Here is a 20,396-nt window from a genome sequence, read left to right as displayed (position 1 = left end):
TTGCCGAAGGTGGGGCTGATCGCCTGAGCCAGGACCGCGTCGCCGAAGGTGGTGCCGGTCGCCTGAGCCAGGACCGCGTCGCCGAAGGTGGTGCCGATCGTCTGAGCCAGGACCGCGTCGCAGAAGGTGGTGCTGACCGCCTGAGCCAGGACCGCGTTGCCGAAGGTGGGGCTGATCGCCTGAGCCAGGACCGCGTCGCCGAAGGTGGTGCTGATCGTCTGAGCCAGGACCGCGTCGCCTAAGACTAAAAGCTGTCAGGGCAATAACGCAGTATGAGCAATTGCTGCTTGCATGAAAGCCGGCCTGTTGGCCGGCTTTCATGTGTCTGGAAAAGACGAATAGTCCAGATGGAAGGCACTAGGAAAGGCCTGAGGGTCTACTAGGCTTAAAGCCCGACTCAGTTGAATGTAGTCGCAGGTAGTTTCCTGAACTCACTGGCAAGGTGCGCAACATGACCATGACCATGATCGAAAAAGTCCTGTATACCGCAAAAGTCCATACCACTGGGGGGCGGGATGGCGCGTCCGTCAGCTCTGACAAACGCTTGGATATAAAACACTCTTCTCCAGGTGGCCCAGGTGTCGGCACTAACCCTGAACAACTTTTTGCTGCGGGCTGGTCAGCGTGCTTTATTGGGGCCATCGGTGTCGTGGCCGGCAGGATGAAGGTTTCCGTCCCGAAAGACGTTGCGGTCGACGCCGAAGTAGACCTAGGTACTGCGGGCAACGATTACTTCATTCAAGCACGCCTGAACGTCAGCTTGCCTGGGATGGATCGTGAGACTGCTCAAGCTGTGGTGGATGCAGCACACCAAGCATGTCCATACTCAAAGGCAACGCGGGGCAACATCCACGCAGAAGTTAAACTCCTCTGATCCACTTCCCCTCTCGCTGTAGGTAGAGTCTTCTACATTGCCGAGTACTGGTGGCTGTGAATGCAGCCACCAAAACCTGGGGCGATTCAATCCATGGATAACTCGTTCAGCAGCTTGAACAGAGCGGTGGAAATGCGACATGAGTCGGGGAGAAGAAGCGACTTAGCCTGCACGGAGATTACGAAGTCGTTAGCAGCGTGCCCACGGCCTGTTTTGGCCGGTAACTGTGCTCGTAAGGAGTCATTAAGCAGCATCCTCGAGCCCCCATTTTTGCAGGTTAGCGACCACGGCTCGCCGCCTACCCCTATCGGTTTAATCCAAGATCTACTTCGTTGTGGTATCGGCGACAGATTCTTGGATGCGCTCCTTCCGCTTTGACGGATTACCTCGAGCTTTTACACGCTGCCGCTTAGCCTGCTGCTTCGCATGCAGCGCTTGACTCGCTGTCACCGAGCCGACGGCCTGGCCGCTCAAGTCCAAGCGTGGGGCATTCTCAGTCATGCATGCCCAGTATCGACTTCCCCGGCACCAGGTAGCGATACCCTGCTTGAGCTGCTCGTTGGATATTCCGAGCAGCTCAAGGTGTTGCTCAGCATCGTTGAGAATACCTTCCTTGAGCGGAACCTTAGGGGCCGGATTGACCGGGAAAGCCAATGGAAAGTATTTCTGCAATCGCCAGATGGCTTCCAGCGCAGGATCTTGCTCACTAGGCGGTTTTTGCTGTGAGGACTTCCTTTCGTTTTGCTTCGTGCTATCAATCTTTACCTGCTCTTTCTCTGCCCGCAGGCGGTCACGTAGCTCGGCTAGTTGCTCAAAACCCATCGTTAAGTCACAGTCTCATGGTTGATTCGTGGTGCAAGGTTATCCCATGCAGCCTTTGGGGACAGCCTTATCTGGTGGGCGGCACGCTCAAATGAAGTAATTGCGGTATTCCAGTCGCTCGCCGACGAGCAAATGAACCGCGTGGTATACGGCAGTTGCGGACAAAAGCCTACGTCTGGCGGACTTCAGCCTTTTGCGATCGACAACTCACGGCCATTAGCAGACAGCCACTGCAGCAGCTTGGAGGGTTCGTTATCTGCGAGATAGGGAACTACACCAGCGTGGCAAAGAACGCCATCGCGGAACTCACCATCAGCGGTCAAGCCGGTATCGTCATGCCGGAACCTGCGGCCCGTTCCGGCATGCTATTTAATGTACCTGATGAGGAAGCTGCTGCTGGGTGCTGATTACCTCCCAGTCGGGCCCCGTCCTCACAAGGGCTGCACGACCGAAGCTCAGCACCAGTGCGCACAGCGCCGGTAGGAATAGCAGGGTCAGAATGGTACCCACGAGCACGCCACCTATTAGCACGTAAGCAAGGGAAGACCAGAATACCGAGAAGGTCAGAGGGATGAAGGCCAGCGCGGCGGCCATGGCCGTGAGCAGCACCGGCCGGGCGCGGCGCACCGTGGCTTCGATGATCGCCTCGTGCAGAGGGCGGCCGTGGGCCTGCTCTTGCTGGATCTGGTCGGTGAAGATCAGGGTGTTGCGCATCAGGATGCCGCCGATGCCGATTAGCGCCAGGATGGCGTTGAAACCGAAGGGCTGGTTGAACAGCAGGAGCACTGGAACCGCGCCGATCAGGCCCAGCGGCGCGGTAGCGAAGACCATGAACATCAGGGCGAAGGAGCGCACCTGGAACATGATCACAACCAGCGTCAGCAGAATCATCACCGGGAACAGGACCGCCAGGGCCTTGTTGGCCTTGGCGCTTTCTTCCACCGGGCCGCCGATAGTCACCCGATAGCCAGCCGGCAGCTGGGCGATCAGCGGCTGCAGATCTGCGTACACGGCTTTCCCTACATCCGGCGGCTGCGTGCCTTTGATGATGTCGGCACGTACCTCGAAGGTCAGGTCGCGGTCGCGGCGCTTGAGGATCGGCTCCTCCATCACCGGCTGGAAGCGACCCACCTGCTCCAGCGGAATCGAAACGCCGGCGGCGTTGGTGATGGTCAGGCCCTCGATACCGCCGAGATTCTCCCGCTGGGCATGCTGTGCTCGCACCATCACCGTCACGGTGCGGGTGCCTTCGCGCACCTCGGTCACCGGGTTGCCGGTGAGCAGGGCGTTGAGCTGGCTCTTCACCTCATCGGGGGTGAAGCCGAGCAGGCGCAGGCGATCCTGGTCTAGCACCAGACGATAGGAGCTGACACGCTCGCCCCAGTCGACGAAGGTGTCTCGGGTCTTGGGGTTAGCGGCAACGATCTGGCGCACGTTTTCGCTGATTTGTCGCAGTTGTTCCAGATTCGGGCCGGATACGCGGAACACCACCGGGAAGGGCACCGGCGGGCCGAACACCAGTTGGGTGACTCGCACCCGCGCCGAGGGGAATTCACCAGCGGCGATGCGTGCCTGCATCCGCTCGCGCAGGGCGTCGCGGGACTTGGAGTCCGCCGTCTGTACGATGATCTTAGCGAAGGCTGGGTCCGGCAGCTCGGGGTTCAAGGACAGGAAGAAGCGCGGTGCGCCGCCGCCCACGTAGGCGTCCACCAGTTTCGTCTGGGGCTCCTCCAGCAGTGCCTTCTCCACCTGGGCGACCACGCCTTCGGTGGCCTTGAAGGCGCTGCCAGGCGGCATGTAGACCTCCACCAGCAGCTCGGAACGGTCGGAGTTGGGGAAGAACTGCTTCTTCACCGCCCCCATGCCGAGGCCGCTGACGACGAAGGCCGCCACCACCAGAGCGGTAACCGTCTTACGGTGGTTTACGCACCAGGTGATCAGGGCGCGCAGGCGCTGGTAACGAGCAGTGGCGTAGAGCGCATCATGGCCGCCGGTCACCGGCTGGATCTTCGGCAGCATCTTCACCCCCAGGTAGGGCGTGAAGAATACCGCCACTACCCAAGAGGCGAGCAGGGCGAAGCCGACGATCCAGAAGATGTTGCCGGCGTATTCCCCGGCGCCGGATTTGGCGAAGCCCACCGGCAGGAAGCCGATCACGGTCACCAGGGTGCCGGTCAGCATGGGGGCCGCGGTGGAGGTCCAGGCAAAAGTGGCGGCCTGGATGCGGTCGAGGCCCTCCTCCAGTTTCACCACCATCATCTCGATGGCGATGATGGCGTCGTCCACCAGCAGGCCGAGGGACAGGATCAGTGCGCCCAGGGTGATGCGGTCGAACTCGCGGCCGGTCAGCAGCATGATTACGAAGACGATGGCCAGGGTCAGCGGCACCGCGGCGGCCACCACCAGGCCCACGCGAAAGCCCAGGGCCAGCAGGCTGATCAGCATCACCACGCCGAGGGCGACGAAGAACTTGAGCATGAACTCGTTCACCGCGATGCGGATCTTCTCGGCCTGGTCAGAGACCTTGTCAAACTTCACACCCAGCGGCAGTTCGGCGTGGATGCGGTCTTCTTCAGCCTGCAGCGACTTGTCCAGTTCCAGGCCGTTGAAGTGCGGCTCCATGATCACGCCGAGCATCAGCGCGGGCTCACCCTGGTGGCGAATGCGGTAGGTCGGTGGGTCTTCGTAACCGCGCCGCACCGTGGCGACGTCGGCGATGCGTAGCAGTTTGCCGCCCGCGTTGATCGGCACATTCTCGATCAGGCTCAGGCTGTCAAAGGCACCGTCGAGGCGGATGTAGGCGCGCGGTCCGCTGGTTTCCACGAAACCGGCCGGGGCCACACCGTTCTGCTTGCCCAGCGCTTCGAAAATCTGCTCCGGTTTGAGGCCCAGGGTGGCCAGGCGCTCGTAGGAGAACTCGACGAAGATGCGTTGGGCCTGTTCGCCGAGAATGTTGACCTTCTTCACGCCGGGCAGGCGCAGCATGCCCTGGCGCAGATCCTCGGCCATCTGCACCAGCTGGCGGTGCGGCATTTGCCCGGCTTCCAGGGCGTAGAGGGCGAAATAGACGTCGGAATATTCGTCATTGAAGAACGGCCCGATGACGCCACGGGGCAGGCGCTTGGCCTCGTCGGTGAGCTTCTTGCGGGTCTGGTAGAAGAGCGCCTGGATGTCGCCCGGGCGGGTGGAGTCCTGATACTGCAGTTTCATGGAGACGAAGCCGGGCTGGGCGATGGTCTCCACCCGATCATAGAGGTCCAGCTCCTGCAGGCGCTTTTCCAGGCGGTCGGCCACCTGCTCCTGCATTTCTCGCGCGGTGGCACCCGGCCAGGCGGCGGTGATGGTCATGGTCTTGACCGTGAAGGACGGGTCTTCGGCACGCCCCAGCTTGCCAAAGGCGATGGCTCCGGCGGCTAGGGTGGCAAGGATCAGGAACAGGGTGATTGCCCGGTTGCGCACCGCGAAGGCGGAGAGGTTGAAGCGGCTCATCTCAGTGCTCCAGGGCCAGGGATGGGGGTGGCAGTTCACGCACGCTGTCGCCAGGGCTGAGCAGGTTGGCACCGAGGGCGACTATGCGTACGCCCGGTTGCACACCGCCCTGCAGCACCGCCTCTTCTTGTTCCAGGCGCACCACCTTGACGGCGCGCAGCTCGACCTTGCCATCATTGCCTATGACCCAGACGCCGGTGCCCTGGCCCTTGTCATGCAGCGCACCCAGCGGGACACGCAGCAACGGTTGCTGGCTCGTGCCATCGAGGCGCAGGGTGATGGTGGAACCGATAGCCAGGGCCGTGGATTCGCCGCCCAGGGTGTAGCGGGCGCGGAAAGTGCGGGTGGTGCTGTCCGCTGCGGCGGACAGCTCGCGCAGGGTGGCGGGCACGGCGTCACCCGAGGCGCCATAGGGATAGGCCAGGGCCGGCTGGCTGGCGAGCGGACGCTGGGTTTCCGGAATATCGATCACCGCCTCGCGGGCGCCATCGTGGGCGAGGCTGGCGACGATCTGGCCTTCGGCGACCACCTGGCCTCGGTCCACCCGTACCTCGGTGATCACACCGTCTCCGTCGGCCTTGAGGGTGGAGTAGGTCCGGCGATTTTCCACCTGGGCCGCCTCCGCGGCGGCGGCGGCGTGCTCGGCCTGGGCCACCCGCAGGCGGGTGTTGGCCTGATCGTAGATCTGCCGCGAGACCGCTCCGGTTCCGCTCAGGCGACGGTAGCGGGCTTCATCGTCAAGGGCCTGGCGCAGCTCGGCTGCAGTGGCGGCCACCTGGTTGCGCGCCGTGCGCAGGGCCAGCTCGAAGTCGGTGTTGTCCAGTACCAGCAGCACGTCGCCTTGCTTGACGCGGGTACCCGGGTCCACCTTGCGGGCGATCACCTTGCCGCCGACCCGAAAGCCCAGATCGCTGGTAGTGCGAGCCGCTACCACGCCGGTGTAGAGCGAGCCCTGCTGGGACGCCGATTGCACGTGCGTAGCGAGTACTACCCGTGGCTGAGGAGCGGAGCCCAAGGTGTCAGCTTGGCTATTGCAGCCGCTCAAAACCAGCAGCGAAGCGGGAATCAGGGCAAGCAGGACAAGGTGTTTCATGGGGCGATCCTCAGATGGAACTGCTTCGAGAGGGGCGGAATACCGCAATAATATGATGGCAATAATCTAAAGCAAAAATCAAATGCTGGTCATCATCTATTGTGTTCTGCAGAGGATTAAACGACCAAAGGAGGTGCGCTCGATGAGCAATGAACAATAAGCGGTGCAGTGCGATGCGAAATGCGCTTCAGTGCCCGCCGGTCGCAGAGACGACTCACAGGCCATGGAAGGCCATCTGATTAATCAGGTTCCACGCTCGCGACTTTGCCAGTGGCGAGCGAGTGTCATCCCGAGCCATGGAGCTGCAGCAGAAAATGCAGAGGCCAACTCAGCTCGAGATCACTGAGCACACACGGTCTGCTCTCGCGGCCTCGATACATCAGGCAAGCTCCGCAGCGAGGACTGTCTTTTCCGAGCCAGCTGCATACCTCAGATCATCTATTCACACAGCAATGTGCTCGTACGGGCGAATGCCATTGGTCTTGACCCAGTCACCTACTGCACTCACACAAAGAGACGTCCGAAGGCATCACTTATCTGTGGCAGGACGTCGAACCTGCGAGAGATTCAATTGCCGCTCGGCCATAGGAATCTGGAGAGAACCGTTCGAAATCTGGGGATAGAGGTCGATGAGCCCTTGAGATGGCGGAACGAACCTAGGTTTGATCACGCATAGCAGGGATTGATGTCAGGACGTGGGCAACCAGGAGCGGACGCTCATATTTTCTACTGCACTGTGGCGACTAAAACGGATAGAGCCCGGTATATGCCCACTGAACGGAAGACAGGAGCCTTTCCTAGCGAACAGCCAGTTCAATAGTTTCAGCGCCCACGACTTCATTGTCGCCTTGCAGGCTAACTTTACCCACTCTGTCTTGCTGCTGGTGGCCTGCCCGACTGACAAACCGCCAGGCTTATAGATAGTTCATTTGGGATAATTGTTTAAGCAAATTGAGGCCTAAAAAGCGCAATGCCACTCGATCGCGGCATTGCGCTATTTCTTAGCAAATCAGCGAACGCCCTGAGACCTCAGCGCCGACGGCAAGAACTCAGACTTACTAGCTTGAAATCCAAAAGCTATCGGACTCTTATTATTGTACGTCAGACCAAAGACAAGGTAACGCCCGCTGGTGAAATCATAAATTGCCTCACCGGCATACCAAGGCGTATCGGCATAATCGTACTGAACATGGAAACCTTCAGAGAACCGCCAGAGAACACCACGGCTATCATAGTGTTCGGCCAGCGCAAGTTGCCAGGTATCTTCATCGATATAAAATACACGCTTGGCATAAATGTGTCTCATGCCAGGTTTCAAGGTACCAACAACCTTCCACACTCGATGCTTCTCATATCTTAGATATGAAGGTTCAAGATGCCCTTTCTTGATCAGCTTCTCAGTGGTCAAGTCACTACTGGCCAAAGCATTGTTATTGTAGGGGATATATATTTCCTGCTTACCCTCAAGCTTCCAGTCATATCGGTCCGGCGAACCACTAAACATGTCGTAGTTATCCGCGGTTCTAAGCCCATCCGCAGCAGTGCCAGGACCATCGTAAGCGACCTGAGGGGCTCGCCTCACCCTTCTTTGACCAGAGTTGTAAAGCCAGGCCAAACGCGGCTGCTCAACTTGGTTAATCGTTTCATGAACTAAGAGAATATTACCCGCCAATCGTGCAGGAGCGGTTACCTTCTGCGTGGAGAACACCATTACATTGGCATCACGCCCAGGGTCATAACCGCTCAGATGTTCAGGCCATGCAGCGCGGTCTTCCAATCTAACCTCACTGAATGCACCACTTGCTTGAGTTACTACCTGCGTGTGCTCTCTCAACAAGCTTCCCCCGCGATAGCGCATAAAGTGATTCCAAAGAACCTCTAATCCGCTTTTGGGAAAGATGAACGGGTAGTAACCCTTATAATCAATTACACCATTACCATCAGCCGCCAGCTTCGCTGTTTGCGAGTTCTCCCTCGCTACCGCATATACATGCTCAGGCAGCCTTGCTGTGCGCCGGGTCTCATATACATTCAGCTGATAACCCTCAGGATTGCGGCGCAGATGCTCAACTTGACCTGGGGTAAGGTTATCTTGGTACTGTTTGTAATTTGCGAAACTGATCGAAAATTTAACTGGATCACCGGCAAAAGGGTTAAGAAACCTATCTTTCGAGCTATTACCGCTGAATCCTCCGGTCCAGGCAGGAATTGAGCCATCCGCGCTTGCAGAAGCATCAGCACCTAGTGGCGTGAAATTTCCTGCATAGGTAGCACTAGCGGCAGCAGCCCCCATGAGGGCTGCCACGATTGATAACAACTTTGTTTTATTCATTGTAATGCCCCGTCAACTGAAGCTTGCGCTCCACCTCTTTCAGCTCCTTGGTCGCCTCGACCGAACCAAGCGTTTGCGCCTTCTTGAACCAGCTGTGCGCGTATTCGAGCGAGGGAACATCGTCAGGGTTAGCAGAGGCGTAAGTCAGATGGCATTTGCCTTGGACCATCGCCAGCTCAGCCGTTACCGAGTGTTCGTCTAGCTCGTTCGTGATGCAGGAGCTGTGAGGCTCTGCTTGCGTTGCTGCGGCAGCGAGAAGGGCCGATGCAGCGAGTAGGGGCTTGATCATGGATAGACCTCGAGAGTAGCGATCATCAGCTTCTATAATAGAAGTTCACGAGGCAAAAAATAGGTGCTATCATGAAAGCTGTCAACGGTTTTCTCATGCGGGCCAGGCGAGCCCGCCCAGATCTGGGTACCAGCGCAATGGAAAGAGTCACATTCGAAGATCGAAACTGCTCTGTAGCACGCTCAGTAGATATCCTTGGCGACTGGTGGAACTTGCTGATTATTCGGGAATTACTTTGGGGCGCCAGTAAATTTGACGAATTCCAAAGAAACCTTGAAATATCCACAGGGATTTTGTCTAGGCGGCTAAAGCTCCTACAGCAACATGGTGTAATTGCGAAAAGCCAAGGCGCATCAGGAGTCGAATACAAGTTAACAGAAAAAGGCCGCGCGCTTCATGTGATTATCATTGCAATATTGCAGTGGGGGGATAATTGGAACCCTCTGCCTAATGGCTCGCCGGTACAGCCGATAAACAAGAAGACAGGCGCGTCTATTTCACCCGTTCGACTAACTGACAGCGACGGCAGAAGTGTCGAACTATCCGATCTCGGCCTACTTCCCGGCCCTGGAGCCGACAATGCCATCAAGCAACGACTAGGAGCTTTAATACAAGCTTCAAAACAGCAACAGCGTGAAACTCAATCATAACTTTAAATAGCATGAACGACTCTGAAATAGCTGAGAAAACATGGATCACGTACAACCCTGTAGCCTTCAAATCTGACACATTGTTAATACATCTACATAGCAAATAAAGCACTGCTGGCAGCTTACTTAGATCTCCCCCCAAGCACAGGGCCATAGCCCCTAGGCCCCCTGGTGCCGATGCGTCCGACAGCCACCTGTCGGTGCATGGCGACAGATCGCTGGGAAGCCTTCTGCAGGCATCGCTAACGTCGATAGTCAGCATCGACCTTATGAAGTTCTCTACTCGCCGGCCATCCGTAACATCAACTCCGTACCCAGTCATAACCCTCTACGGAGTGCAGCGCCATGAAAACTCAAGCCATGCTCAGCCTCGTAAGTGCAGCCCTGGCAGCCAACATCGTTATGGCCTCTACCTATCAAACCAATGCAGTTACCAGTGGTACCGAACACGTTTTCGACGCAATGGTTGTCGAGGACGGTTCCGACCGCGTCGGTGGCAAGCGCATCGCCGAAGATGGCTCCGACCGCGTCGGTGGCAAGCTGTTCGCAGAAGATGGCTGCTATCGCGTAGGCGGTAAGCGTACTGCGTGAAAGACTTCCTCACTTCGGGAATACCCAATAGAACAACTCCAAAGTATTTCGTTTAAGTCAGGCCACCAAGCTCAAGCCTGCTTGTTAACTGTGGAAGGCGGCCCTTGGGCCTCAATGGCCGCCCACTACGACGGATAGTCGATCAAGTGCCCCAGAACAATACGCACGCACGCTCCCGGACTTCAGGGGCATATGTCATGGTCTTTCTCATGGCCTCATCTGGGGGCCTACAAGAAAGCCGGGGCGATTCACATTGTCAGCGAAGCATTTAGAAAACAGTCCCTCCGGTAGGCACGTGGATAGGCGCCGATACCGGACTACCCTGATAGCCAGTCAGAGCGAAACGGGACTGCAGCCCATGAGCGATATCGACAAGCTATTGGAGGCTCTGGAGGAGCTAGCCATCCATAACGAGGAGGCTGTGCTGGCTACTGTCGTGAAAGTTGAGGGCTCAGCGTACCGGCGGCCCGGAGCGCGAATGCTCATTCCAAAAATCGGCAACTCCGTGGGGACGGTCAGCGGGGGCTGCCTTGAAAGCGATCTGTCCAAGAAGGCATGGTGGTTAACGGAGCAAGGGCTGCCAGTTTTACGCACATACAGTACTGGAGTGCCAGGAGATGAGGCCGGCGAAGAAGAAGAGCTGGCCTTTGGGTTAGGGTGCAATGGCACTGTACATATCATGCTTGAGCGCGTGCGAGCCTCGCAGCCATTTTTGCCCGCGCAGTTAATGCGTCAGGTCATCCAGGAGAAGCGCCCCGCGGCATTGGCGACGGTGATTGCTGGCACCGGTGAGGCAAAGACTTTGATCGGGGCACGTGTGGCTATGTCAACCGCCGGGGAACTCCTTCAAGGCGGCGGCGTCCAGGCATCGTTTGTCGATTTGCTGGCTGAAGATCTTAAGCATGCGCTTAGCCGCCGGCGAACTGCGTTGCATCGCCATGACCTAGGCCTCGACGAAGTCGAAATACTCTGTGAGTACTTACCCCCACCGCGCAGGCTAGTGGTATTCGGAGCAGGACACGACGCGCAACCGGTAGCCATGATGGCCAGACAGCAAGGATGGCGGGTCACCGTGATAGACGCGCGAAGCCACTTTGCGAGGCATGATCGATTTCCCAGTGCCGAGCAGGTGCTGAACTTAACGCTGGATTCAGGCCCGGTACCCTCCGATCTGATCACGGATGCTGCTGTGATCATCATGACTCACAGCTACTCCCAGGATCGTCACTGGCTGGCTGAGGCCCTGAACCAGGCTCCTGCCTACATAGGCCAATTGGGCCCTCGCTCTCGCACGGAGCGATTGCTAGGCGAGATTCCCAACAGCCGAGAGAAGCCGGCATTTGAACAATTGCATTATCCTATGGGTCTCGACATCGGTGGCGATACCCCGGAAGGGATCGCGCTATCTCTTGTGGCTGAAATTACCGCTCACTTTAACGGTCGCAACGGCGGCAATTTGAAGCAGCGCGTATCCTCCATTCATGATACTGAGCAAGTTCTGGATCACCTGACACGGGCAGCCACGTCCTAGCCACCGATTGCCTTCATTGGAATCAGAGCGCCGGAAAAGCTACTGTCCCGCTTGCCGGCCAGGGCACCTGCCAACAATTGTTGTAACTCGGACAATGCCTCGCTGTCAGGCTTGTCTAGCAATGGAGCTATGGCGTGTCGGTTACTGGACGAGAGGCAGCCATGAATCCACCCGGTTGAGGATAAGCGCAGCCGAAAGCAGGTTCGACAGAAGGGAGCACTTTCATTGGCAATGATGCCAAAGTAGCCCAACCTGGGAATCTCATAGCGCAGGGCAGTCGAGTCCAAGGGGCTGGGGCCTGCGCGTAGGAAAACTGCTTGTCAATCAGCTCGAAAATTGCACTCATGGCAAAGTACTGCCGTGCGAAGCTCACAGTGTCTAACGCCAAATGCCCCATACGCATGAGCTCGATGAAACGTAGCTCGAATCCACGCTCGAGACAGTACTCCAGCATCGACAGTATCTGGGTGTCGTTGACGCCACGCAGCGGCACCATATTTAACTTGATCAGCAGTCCAGCTTCACGGGCTAGCTCCAAGCCGTGCAGAACGCTGGCGAGATCCCCCGACCGAGCGATAGCCCTAAATGCTCAGGCGTCGAGCGTATCCAAGGAAATGTTAAGACGGCGAACTCCGTGTCGAACCAGGAGTGGCAATCGCTGAGCCAGCAATTGGCCGTTACTGGTGAGGGCGATGTCCTTGATCCCCAAGCCGGAGATCAAATCTAAAAACGGCTCGAGCTTGTTGCTGACTAGCGGCTCGCCTCCGGTAATCCGCAACCGCTCGACGCCCAATGCGACCAAAAGGGCAACACAGCGGGCCAGGCGCTCGGCAGACAATTCCTCGCTCGTGGCCACCAGCCGCCTGCCATCCGGCACACAGTAGGTGCAGGCATAATTGCAGGCGGCGGTAAGGCTGACTCGAAGACTACGAAAGCTTCGCCCTTGCCGGTCTACTATCACGACCAAAGCTCCTGATCAGGCTGAACGAAGCTCTCCTGAGTTGATTGGGAGACTGCGCAACCTCTTGCCTGTAGCGGCGAAAACGGCATTCACCACTGCAGGGGCGATAGTCACAGTCGATACCTCACCTAAACCTCCTGGGGCCTCCAGACTCTCGACTCGGTGAGTCTCCATTAGGGGGGCTTCGTTGATTCTGAGCATCCGATAGGTGTCAAAATTTCCCTGCTCCATGCGGCCGTCTTTAAAGGTGATGTTCCCGAAAAGCGCTGCTGTTAGGCCGAAGATGGTCCCCCCCTGAACTTGCGCAACCACACTGTCCGGATTGATCGCGATGCCGCAGTCCACCACGGAAGTGACCCTGTGTACCCGGACCTCACCATTAGCGTTAACGCTCACCTCCGCGACTTGGGCAGCGTAGGTGCTGAAGCAGTAGGTCAAAGCGAGGCCGCGGCCATGTCCAGACGGCAACGGAGTGTCCCATCCCGACTTTTCTCTCAGCAGCTTCAGTACCTCAATGGCACGTGGGTGGTCTTTCAACAGCGGATATCGATATTCAAAGGGATCCGCTTTGGCCATATGCACTAGTTCGTCGAGCAGCCCTTCCACCATGAATGCATTCTGAGTGTGCCCAACACCTCGCCAGAACGCGGGAAGGATCCCACTCGGCGGCTCGTGGCGAACGTAGTGCACACTCAAATTGGGGAAGGCATATGGACCGCTGGCATCTCGTACCGCGTCACCATCGATACCATCTTTGAACGCCGCCGGTAGCCACCGAGCCAATATGGAGGCGCCAGTGACCTTGTGTGTCCATGCGATTGGAAGTCCTTCGCTGTCTAAAGCTGCGCTGAGATGGTTGTAGTGCGCGGGGCGGAGGGTGCTATGCCGAGTGTCCTCCTCACGTGACCAAATCACCTTAAGAGGAAAATCTACCTGCTTGGCTAACTTGACCGCGTCGGCCACGAAATCGACCTCAAGACGCCGTCCAAATCCCCCTCCAATCAGGTGGTTGTGTACCTGTACAGATTCTTCTGGAAGACCGGTGATCTGCGCCGCAACCGACTTAGCACGAGCAGGTACCTGAATGCCCAACCAGAGGTCGCAAGCATCCTTTCTGACATGAACGGTACAGTTCACTGGCTCTAAGCAGGCATGAGCCAGAAATGGGACTTGGTAAGTGACTTCCAGCTTCTGCGCTGCTTTGGCAAAAGCATCCTCGACATTGCCTTCACTGCGGACCTGAATCCCTGGTTGCTCAGACGCCTCTTTCATTTTCTGAAGCATCTGCTCGCTGGAGACGGTGGAATTTGCTCCACCATTCCATTTGATATTCAAGGCTGCGAGGCCTTTACGAGCCGCGCCAGTATGGTCCGCCACGACTGCCACTGAATTGTCGGTGCGCAGTACCTGCCGAACACCATTGATCGCAAGCGCAGGTGCCGGATCCACATCATCAAGTGTGCCCCCAATTATTGGGCACAACATGATCGCGGCGACCTTCATGCCCTCTGGCCGAGCGTCGATACCGAACACCGCCTTGCCCACAACTTTGTCCGGCGAGTCGGTGCGCTTCGCGGGGGTTCCTATCAGCTTGAAGTTCTTCGGATCCTTGAGCGGTACGCTTTCTGGAACAGCAAGCGTGGCCGCTGTGTCTACCAGTGCGCCATAGCCAAGCTTACGACCGCTGGCGGGGTGCAGTACCTCGCCGTTCTCTGCTTTACAGCTATCGGCGGATACTCCCCATTCCTTCGCCGCCGCCGCAACCAACAACACTCGAGCAGCGGCTCCAGCTTCACGTAGCGGCTTCCAATTGGCGGGGACAGAAGTCGAACCACCGGTTACTTGGAAACCAAGCGCCGGATTGGCATATCGCTTATCGTCTGCCGGAGCATGCTCAACAATGACGCGATCCAGGCCGACTTCCAGCTCCTCTGCAATCAGGGCTGGCATTGAGGTGTAGGTGCCCTGCCCCATTTCCACGGGCTGTATAGTGAGGAACACCCTCCCTTCGCGGTCTATTCGCACATAAGCGTTCGGCGTGAACTCTCCAGATTCGGCGAACGCTCCTCGCATCAGGCCTGGCAGCGTAAAGCTGATCAGAAGCCCGCCGCCCACTGCCATACCCGCCTTCAAGAACCCACGACGGCTTATGCCATCAGAATCATCTCCACTACGAAGTGCATCGATCATGATCAGCCCTCCGCTCTGGACTCGGAAGCCGACTTGATTGCCTCGCGAATCCTTGCGTAAGTACCACAGCGACAAATATTGCCGGCCATAGCGCCGTCTATTTCGCTATCGTTCGGATTGGAGTTGGTTTGGAGCAAAGCGGTTGCAGACATAATCTGACCAGCTTGGCAGTAGCCACATTGCACCACTTCATGGGCGAGCCAAGCCTCCTGGACGCGCTTGCCTACAGGCGTATTGCCGACGGCTTCAATCGTGGTGATTTCCGCCCCGGCGAGAGCGCTCACAGGCATGATGCAGGAACGGACGGCGTTGCCGTTCATATGGACGGTACAGGCACCACAAAGCGCCATCCCACAGCCGAACTTCGTTCCCGTCATGCCTAAGACGTCTCGCAGAACCCATAGCAATGGAGTGTCAGGATCGACGTCCACCTGAACCTCGGTGCCATTGATCTTGAGCTTATGATTCATACAGCCTCCTCGCTAAACCGGTAACGAATCGCACCGCCCCTGAGGCGCGGCGTAATTGGCTTTCTAGAAGTCGGACAGGTCAGTGGCTGCTAAGAATCCACTCAGCGATACTCAACCGGTCAGCGTCGTTCAGTTGTACCTGAGGTGGCATTGGCACCGCGCCCCAAATACCTGAGCCTCCGTTTTTAATACTTTCGCTCAGTTGAGCTGCGGTCTTGCTTCCATCCCGATAGCGATCAGCAATCTCTTTCCATGACGGCCCGACCATACGGGCCTCCGCTTGGTGGCAAGCGGAGCAGGCATTTGCCTGCAGTAGACTGGTCATGTCTTGAGCTTGAGCGGCCGGCATTCCGACAGCGCTAAGCACTAGAATCCCGATAACTAATCTCCGCATGAGCTTCACTCCACCGATCGCTGACCAATTAAGGCTAGTACTCGACCAGCGTATGACGACCGACATTTGTAACAAGGATTTGATTGAGAAACGGTGGCAATTAGGGGTTATTTCGAAAGACCGTAGCGGCATAAAGACGCTTTACGAACCAGGGGTAGAAGTCGAGGTGCAGATGAATCCGATACCAATGGCAAAAGACGAATGCACTCGGGGAGTCGCCGCTCTGGTCCTTGCCGCCGGATACAGCCGCCGCTTTGGAAGTGACAAACGCAAAGTGATCCTAAGTGACGGAGCCACCTTGCTTAATGCCAGCTTGACGCCTCTTCACGCTAGCTTTGAGGAGATCTGGCTAGTCCTACGCCCCGATGACGCCCCTGTGGACATGAGGCTTATGGGTGGCGTTCGAGTGATTCAGGACTCAGCGACGACGCAGGGTATGGGGCATAGCATTTCAGTCGGGACGCGTGAGCTGATCCAACGCTCCAAGGCGAGCAGCGTCGCAATTTGCCTCGCAGACATGCCGCACATAAAACCACGCACTCTCTTGACGCTGGCAACTCATGCGTCCCCCTCACGGATTGTCGTTCCGAGATATGCCCAGCAGCGCGGACACCCTGTGCTTTTCGGGCGTAATTTCTGGCCCTACTTGTGTGATCTAAACGGGGATCGAGGAGCCAAAAGTGTCATGGATAGCTTCCCCGATGCAGTCGATCTGCTGGATGTTGATGATCCTGGTGTCTTGCTGGATGTGGACACCGTGGCGGACTTATCTCGGGACTCTTCAAAATAGCGAGGCGGCCGCTCTCGCGACCGCCTCGAAGGTGGGGATGACTCGAACTGTTGCTACCCCAAGCAGCCCGTACCCATGACCTGATATCGGTGGACACGACGTTCGCCCTTCGAGTCCTCATACACCATCTCGACAGGAACGACCTTGCAGACCACAGGTATCTTGCTGTGAGAGATGACTCGAGCGATATCCAGATCCTGGCTAGCTTGATACTCGACAACCAGCATGCGCGACTGATGAGGTGACCAAACCCCAATCTCGGCGGCAGCCACCTGACCAGCAACCAACAGCCCTGCTATCGAAATGAGCATCTTCATGATCATTCCTCCGAGATGCGATTTCAGGATGCGAAATCAGTGGATAGGGCCAACTCCCTCCACTCGGCCAACTCAGCTTCAACGAACTTATGCTTGGCCTCGATGCGTGCTACGGCATCGCTTCCAAGAGGCAGCCGCTGCGGGGGGGTAGCTGAATCCACCAAACGCACGATCGACTCTGCGAGCTTAATCGGATTGCCCGGCTGCGCATGGTTAGCGTCCTTGGCAAAGCGGCGCATCACCCCTACGGTCTCCTCGTAGTCCGGCAGCTCGAGGGCGGTTTTTACAAGCGACTGCTCATCCAGGAAGTCCGTGCGGAAGAAGCCGGGCTCAACCACCGTCACGTGAATGCCCAGCGGCGCCAGCTCTTGGTACATAGCCTCGCTGATCCCTTCTACCGCAAATTTCGTGGCGCCATAAACGCCCCAACCGAAATAGGCCCCGTAACCGCCCAAGGAAGAAATATTGATCACACGACCTGAGCGTTGACGACGCATATGAGGCAGTACTGCCCGAGTGACGTTGAGCAGGCCAAATACGTTGGTGGAGAAAAGGCGTTCGGTCTCGCTTGCACTGGTCTCTTCCACAGCACCCAGCACACCAAAGCCCGCGTTGTTGACCAGAACGTCGATGCGCCCGAACTGCTTGATCCCCTCGGCAACAGCTTGATGAGCTTCGGCTTCGCGAGTGACGTCCAACCGCACCGCCAGCAGATTTGGGTGGCCACCAAGGCGAGCCACTATGTCCTCGGGGTTACGTGCAGTGGCGATAACAGCATCGCCAGTACGCAGGGCCTTCTCAGCGATTAGGGCGCCGAAACCACGAGATGCTCCAGTAATGAACCAAGTACGCATTTCAACTCCTCCGTTTAAGGACCCTGCACCATTGCGAGGTCTTCTTGATGAGTTGACGCAACTCTAAGGCTCGAGTACTGATGTGATAATCCCAATAAATTTGCATGAGCTACTGAGTAAAATTCACAAATGAAATCCGTATCTCCCGCCGATCTTTCAGTGTTTCTATGCATCGCAAATCACCTCAGCTTTAGCCGAGCGGCGATTGAGCTGGGGCTCTCACCGTCAGCTCTGAGTCACGCTCTCCGATCTCTGGAGGCCCGCTTAGGGGTGCGGTTGCTCAACAGGACAACCCGCAGCGTCGCACTGACCCCCGCGGGTGAACGTCTTTATTCGCGTGTGCGCCCAGCCTTCCTCGACATCGCCGACGCGCTTGAAGATCTCAATAACTTCCGAGACAAACCGTCTGGCACATTGCGGATCACAGCCGGACGCCCGGCAGTCCAGTTAGTGCTGCTACCGCTGGCCAGCAGATTTCTGGAGAGCTACCCAGAGGTGCGGCTCGAGATCGTCGCTGACGACGCCTTGGTGGATGTCGTTTCCGGCGGGTTTGATGCAGGGGTCCGCTTCGGAGAACGGCTTGAGGCCGACATGATTTCGCTCGCAATCGGCCCTAACATGCGCTCCGTGGTGGTTGGCTCTCCAGATTACTTTGCCCGATTTGCAAAGCCCCAGAAGCCAAGCGATTTGCACGGGTTACCTTGCATCCGCCATCGATTCCCGAGCGGCACGTTCTATCGGTGGGAGTTCGAGCGAGGTGGAATTGCACAAGAGATCGAAGTGGATGGCCCCCTTACACTGGATGACGTTGGCCTCATGGTGGACCCAGCCGTAGCCGGCGTCGGTCTAGCCTATGTCTTCGAGGAGATGGTCAAGGACCACCTAGCAGATGGACGCTTGATTCAAGTATTGGATGATTGGTGTCCGTACTACCCAGGCCTTCACCTCTACTACCCAAGCCGAAGGCACGTGCCTGCGACGCTCAAAGCGTTCATCGACTTTGCTCGCGAAGCTCGCTAATCATGCAGATCGTGAATAGGCCCCGCAGCGGATGGACCACAGAGACCTCCTGAGCTATACGGATGGGTTGTGAGATACCTCATCAGCCTGTGACGTGCAGAGGTGCCCGATGATCATCCCAAGCACAGCCATCCTGTTTGCCCAGTACAAGCGCTGGGCAGATCAAGTGTTATTCACAAGCCTTTCAGAGCTCCCTCCGGAAGAGCTCATGAAGGAGCGCCCAGGCCCGCTCAAGAATTTCATAGGCATTCTGAATCACGTCTACGTGATAGACCGGATTTGGCAGGCAAACATTCTACAGCGTGAGCACGGCTACAAGTCTCGAATGGAAATCCCCTACCCCACATTAGCCGACCTGTGTCAGGCCCAAGAAGAAATGAACGAGTGGTTCGTTTCGTGGGCGAAACAGCAAACTGAAGACTCACTTTCAAAGGCTTTGGATTTCCATTTTCTCTCCGGAAAGGCCGGCGTCATGACGGTCGGAACCATGTTCCTACATGTCGCAAACCACGCCACCTTCCATCGTGGCTGGATAACGCAGCTGTACTTTGAGATTCCAGCTCCGCCGCCTGTTACCGATCTATGTGTCTATCTGACGGAAGTTAGTTGCGCTGCAACTCTCTCATGCTGAATCTACGTCGGCGCTGACATATGCTGTGTAATTTTCCCTATGAGCCAACCCTCGGCAGGGTCATTATCCGTGCCCTCACTCCAAACCATGCACAGGTCGGATGTAACGATGGGGAACGGAGGATCATCCGCGCGCAAATCGGTATCTTGAATCAACGCCGCAGCTACATAATCAGGTACCGAAGCCAATAACTCTGTGCCGGAAAATATGCAGCGCAATCCACTGAACTGCGGCACGGCCAGCACTACATGGCGTGAGCCCCCCACCTTCGCCAAGTCATTATCGATATTGCCGCTCAGGTCACCGGAAAACGACACCAGCGCGTGAGGCCGGGAACAGAAGTCGTCTAAGGTCAGAGTCCCTGGCAAGTTGTCCCCTCGGAGAACTTTCACCCGCATCTCTCGCAACTTCTTGCGTTTGGCATTGGCGGGCAGGTCCTGGGTGTAGCTCACGCCAACCGATATTTCTCCGGATGCCAGCATGCCTGGCAAGACCAAATAATTGACTCGCCGCACCACGACTATCACGTGAGGCGCCTCATCGCGAATGTGCTTTAGCAGCTCGGGGAAGAGACCAAATTCAGCATCGTCAGACCGACCAATCCGAAAGCTGTCTCTGCTTGTAGCCGGGTCAAATTCTCGCGCCCGACTTACTGCGCTTGGAATGGTATCTAAGGCTGGCTGCAGTTCTTTCAGAATCACCCAGGCTCGAGCCGTAGGCTCAACCCCCCTGCCGCTTCTCACCAGCGACGGATCGTCAAAAAGAACTCTTAGACGAGCAAGCGCCGCACTGACCGCCGGTTGGCCCAGGAAGAGCTTCTCTCCTGCTCGGGTAAGGTTTTTCTCGAACATTAGCGTCTCGAAAACCACGAGCAGGTTCAGATCGACACGACGCAGCTCATTCCGGTTCATTGCTGTTACCTTCGTGCTCACCGGCGTCTCCAAGATAGCAAGACGCGCCGCCTTGACGAGCGGTGGTGAACAGTTTGCAACAGCCCCCCCTAGGCCCCCTGGTGCCGATGCGTCCGACAACCACCGGTCGGCGCATGGCGACAGATCGCTGGGAAGCCTTCTGCAGGCATCGCTAACGTCGATAGTC

The 20,396-nt window shown here is 57.2% G+C and carries 18 protein-coding genes and 4 pseudogenes; 9 read left to right on the top strand and 13 right to left on the bottom strand.

The window, feature by feature from the left end; genetic code table 11:
- Both F3I62_RS19535 and F3I62_RS19530 read left to right on the top strand, forming a co-directional pair.
- A pseudogene (locus F3I62_RS19535) lies at positions 1-242 on the top strand (phage infection protein); the annotation flags it as partial.
- A gap of 215 nt (positions 243-457) precedes the next feature.
- The gene (locus F3I62_RS19530; protein WP_160491342.1) at positions 458-874 is read left to right on the top strand and encodes an organic hydroperoxide resistance protein; all 417 of its coding nucleotides are present in this window, start codon (positions 458-460) and stop codon (positions 872-874) included.
- A gap of 324 nt (positions 875-1,198) precedes the next feature.
- On the opposite strand, the gene F3I62_RS19525 is transcribed toward F3I62_RS19530, so the two are convergent.
- The 4 genes and pseudogenes from F3I62_RS19525 to F3I62_RS19510 form a co-directional block, all read right to left on the bottom strand.
- Positions 1,199-1,696 (bottom strand): ProQ/FinO family protein, encoded by a 498-nt coding sequence (locus tag F3I62_RS19525; RefSeq protein ID WP_160491310.1) that lies wholly within the window; start codon positions 1,694-1,696, stop codon positions 1,199-1,201.
- Between the two features lie 185 nt (positions 1,697-1,881).
- Positions 1,882-2,028 (bottom strand): annotated as a pseudogene (locus tag F3I62_RS19520) (hypothetical protein); the annotation flags it as partial.
- Between the two features lie 37 nt (positions 2,029-2,065).
- Entirely contained in the window at positions 2,066-5,185 is a 3,120-nt protein-coding gene (locus tag F3I62_RS19515) for an efflux RND transporter permease subunit (protein ID WP_160491308.1), read from the bottom strand.
- Position 5,186: 1 nt separating this feature from the next.
- Positions 5,187-6,278 carry an efflux RND transporter periplasmic adaptor subunit gene (locus F3I62_RS19510; protein WP_160491307.1) on the bottom strand — a complete coding sequence of 364 codons (1,092 nt, stop codon included), beginning with the start codon at positions 6,276-6,278 and terminating at the stop codon, positions 5,187-5,189.
- 257 nt (positions 6,279-6,535) lie between these two features.
- On the opposite strand from F3I62_RS19510, the pseudogene F3I62_RS20360 reads away from it, so the two are divergent.
- Positions 6,536-6,938, top strand: a pseudogene (locus tag F3I62_RS20360) (integrase); the annotation flags it as partial.
- A 349-nt stretch (positions 6,939-7,287) separates the two neighbouring features.
- Here the strand turns inward: F3I62_RS20360 and F3I62_RS19505 are convergent.
- Complete coding sequence (locus F3I62_RS19505) at positions 7,288-8,610, bottom strand: DUF1329 domain-containing protein (RefSeq protein WP_178122540.1); 1,323 nt, start codon at positions 8,608-8,610, stop codon at positions 7,288-7,290.
- Positions 8,603-8,899 carry a hypothetical protein gene (locus F3I62_RS19500; RefSeq protein ID WP_160491306.1) on the bottom strand — a complete coding sequence of 99 codons (297 nt, stop codon included), beginning with the start codon at positions 8,897-8,899 and terminating at the stop codon, positions 8,603-8,605. Before F3I62_RS19500 ends, F3I62_RS19505 begins: the two co-directional genes overlap by 8 nt.
- A 71-nt stretch (positions 8,900-8,970) precedes the next feature.
- Between F3I62_RS19500 and F3I62_RS19495 the strand changes: the two genes are divergently transcribed.
- The 3 genes from F3I62_RS19495 to F3I62_RS19490 all read left to right on the top strand — a co-directional run bounded on the left by F3I62_RS19495 (position 8,971) and on the right by F3I62_RS19490 (position 11,671).
- A complete protein-coding gene (locus tag F3I62_RS19495; protein ID WP_256667834.1) occupies positions 8,971-9,549 on the top strand; it encodes a helix-turn-helix domain-containing protein in 579 nt (192 codons plus the stop codon).
- Between the two features lie 345 nt (positions 9,550-9,894).
- Complete coding sequence (locus F3I62_RS20200) at positions 9,895-10,140, top strand: heme utilization protein (RefSeq protein WP_178122539.1); 246 nt, start codon at positions 9,895-9,897, stop codon at positions 10,138-10,140.
- Between the two features lie 358 nt (positions 10,141-10,498).
- On the top strand, positions 10,499-11,671 hold the full coding sequence (locus F3I62_RS19490; protein ID WP_160491305.1) for an XdhC/CoxI family protein: 1,173 nt from the start codon (positions 10,499-10,501) through the stop codon (positions 11,669-11,671).
- Here F3I62_RS19490 and F3I62_RS19485 read toward each other — a convergent pair.
- The 4 genes and pseudogenes from F3I62_RS19485 to F3I62_RS19470 form a co-directional block, all read right to left on the bottom strand.
- A pseudogene (locus F3I62_RS19485) lies at positions 11,668-12,632 on the bottom strand (GTP 3',8-cyclase MoaA). The gene F3I62_RS19490 and the pseudogene F3I62_RS19485 sit on opposite strands and share 4 nt — an antisense overlap.
- Positions 12,633-12,647: 15 nt before the next feature.
- Positions 12,648-14,822: a xanthine dehydrogenase family protein molybdopterin-binding subunit gene (locus F3I62_RS19480; RefSeq protein WP_160491304.1), complete on the bottom strand. Its 2,175-nt coding sequence runs from the start codon at positions 14,820-14,822 to the stop codon at positions 12,648-12,650.
- A 2-nt stretch (positions 14,823-14,824) separates the two neighbouring features.
- On the bottom strand, positions 14,825-15,292 hold the full coding sequence (locus tag F3I62_RS19475; protein WP_160491303.1) for a (2Fe-2S)-binding protein: 468 nt from the start codon (positions 15,290-15,292) through the stop codon (positions 14,825-14,827).
- Positions 15,293-15,371: 79 nt separating this feature from the next.
- Positions 15,372-15,617 carry a c-type cytochrome gene (locus tag F3I62_RS19470; protein WP_256667833.1) on the bottom strand — a complete coding sequence of 82 codons (246 nt, stop codon included), beginning with the start codon at positions 15,615-15,617 and terminating at the stop codon, positions 15,372-15,374.
- A gap of 121 nt (positions 15,618-15,738) precedes the next feature.
- Here F3I62_RS19470 and F3I62_RS19465 point away from each other — a divergent pair, with 121 nt between their 5' ends.
- Positions 15,739-16,476, top strand: a complete 738-nt coding sequence (locus F3I62_RS19465; RefSeq protein WP_305984949.1) for a nucleotidyltransferase family protein — start codon at positions 15,739-15,741, stop codon at positions 16,474-16,476.
- A 53-nt stretch (positions 16,477-16,529) separates the two neighbouring features.
- On the opposite strand, the gene F3I62_RS19460 is transcribed toward F3I62_RS19465, so the two are convergent.
- A complete protein-coding gene (locus F3I62_RS19460) occupies positions 16,530-16,793 on the bottom strand; it encodes a DUF2790 domain-containing protein (protein ID WP_305984947.1) in 264 nt (87 codons plus the stop codon).
- A 23-nt stretch (positions 16,794-16,816) separates the two neighbouring features.
- Complete coding sequence (locus tag F3I62_RS19455; RefSeq protein WP_160491301.1) at positions 16,817-17,647, bottom strand: oxidoreductase; 831 nt, start codon at positions 17,645-17,647, stop codon at positions 16,817-16,819.
- A gap of 129 nt (positions 17,648-17,776) precedes the next feature.
- Here F3I62_RS19455 and F3I62_RS19450 point away from each other — a divergent pair, with 129 nt between their 5' ends.
- Both F3I62_RS19450 and F3I62_RS19445 read left to right on the top strand, forming a co-directional pair.
- Entirely contained in the window at positions 17,777-18,667 is an 891-nt protein-coding gene (locus F3I62_RS19450; protein ID WP_160491300.1) for a LysR family transcriptional regulator, read from the top strand.
- A gap of 109 nt (positions 18,668-18,776) precedes the next feature.
- Positions 18,777-19,298, top strand: a complete 522-nt coding sequence (locus F3I62_RS19445) for a DinB family protein (protein ID WP_160491299.1) — start codon at positions 18,777-18,779, stop codon at positions 19,296-19,298.
- A 2-nt stretch (positions 19,299-19,300) separates the two neighbouring features.
- Here F3I62_RS19445 and F3I62_RS19440 read toward each other — a convergent pair whose 3' ends face one another.
- Entirely contained in the window at positions 19,301-20,209 is a 909-nt protein-coding gene (locus tag F3I62_RS19440) for a LysR substrate-binding domain-containing protein (protein WP_160491337.1), read from the bottom strand.
- Between the last annotated feature and the right edge of the window lie 187 nt (positions 20,210-20,396).

It is taken from the genome of Pseudomonas sp. R-28-1W-6 (assembly GCF_009799925.1).
GTDB lineage: Bacteria > Pseudomonadota > Gammaproteobacteria > Pseudomonadales > Pseudomonadaceae > Aquipseudomonas.
This window is presented reverse-complemented; position numbering and strand designations above follow the sequence as displayed.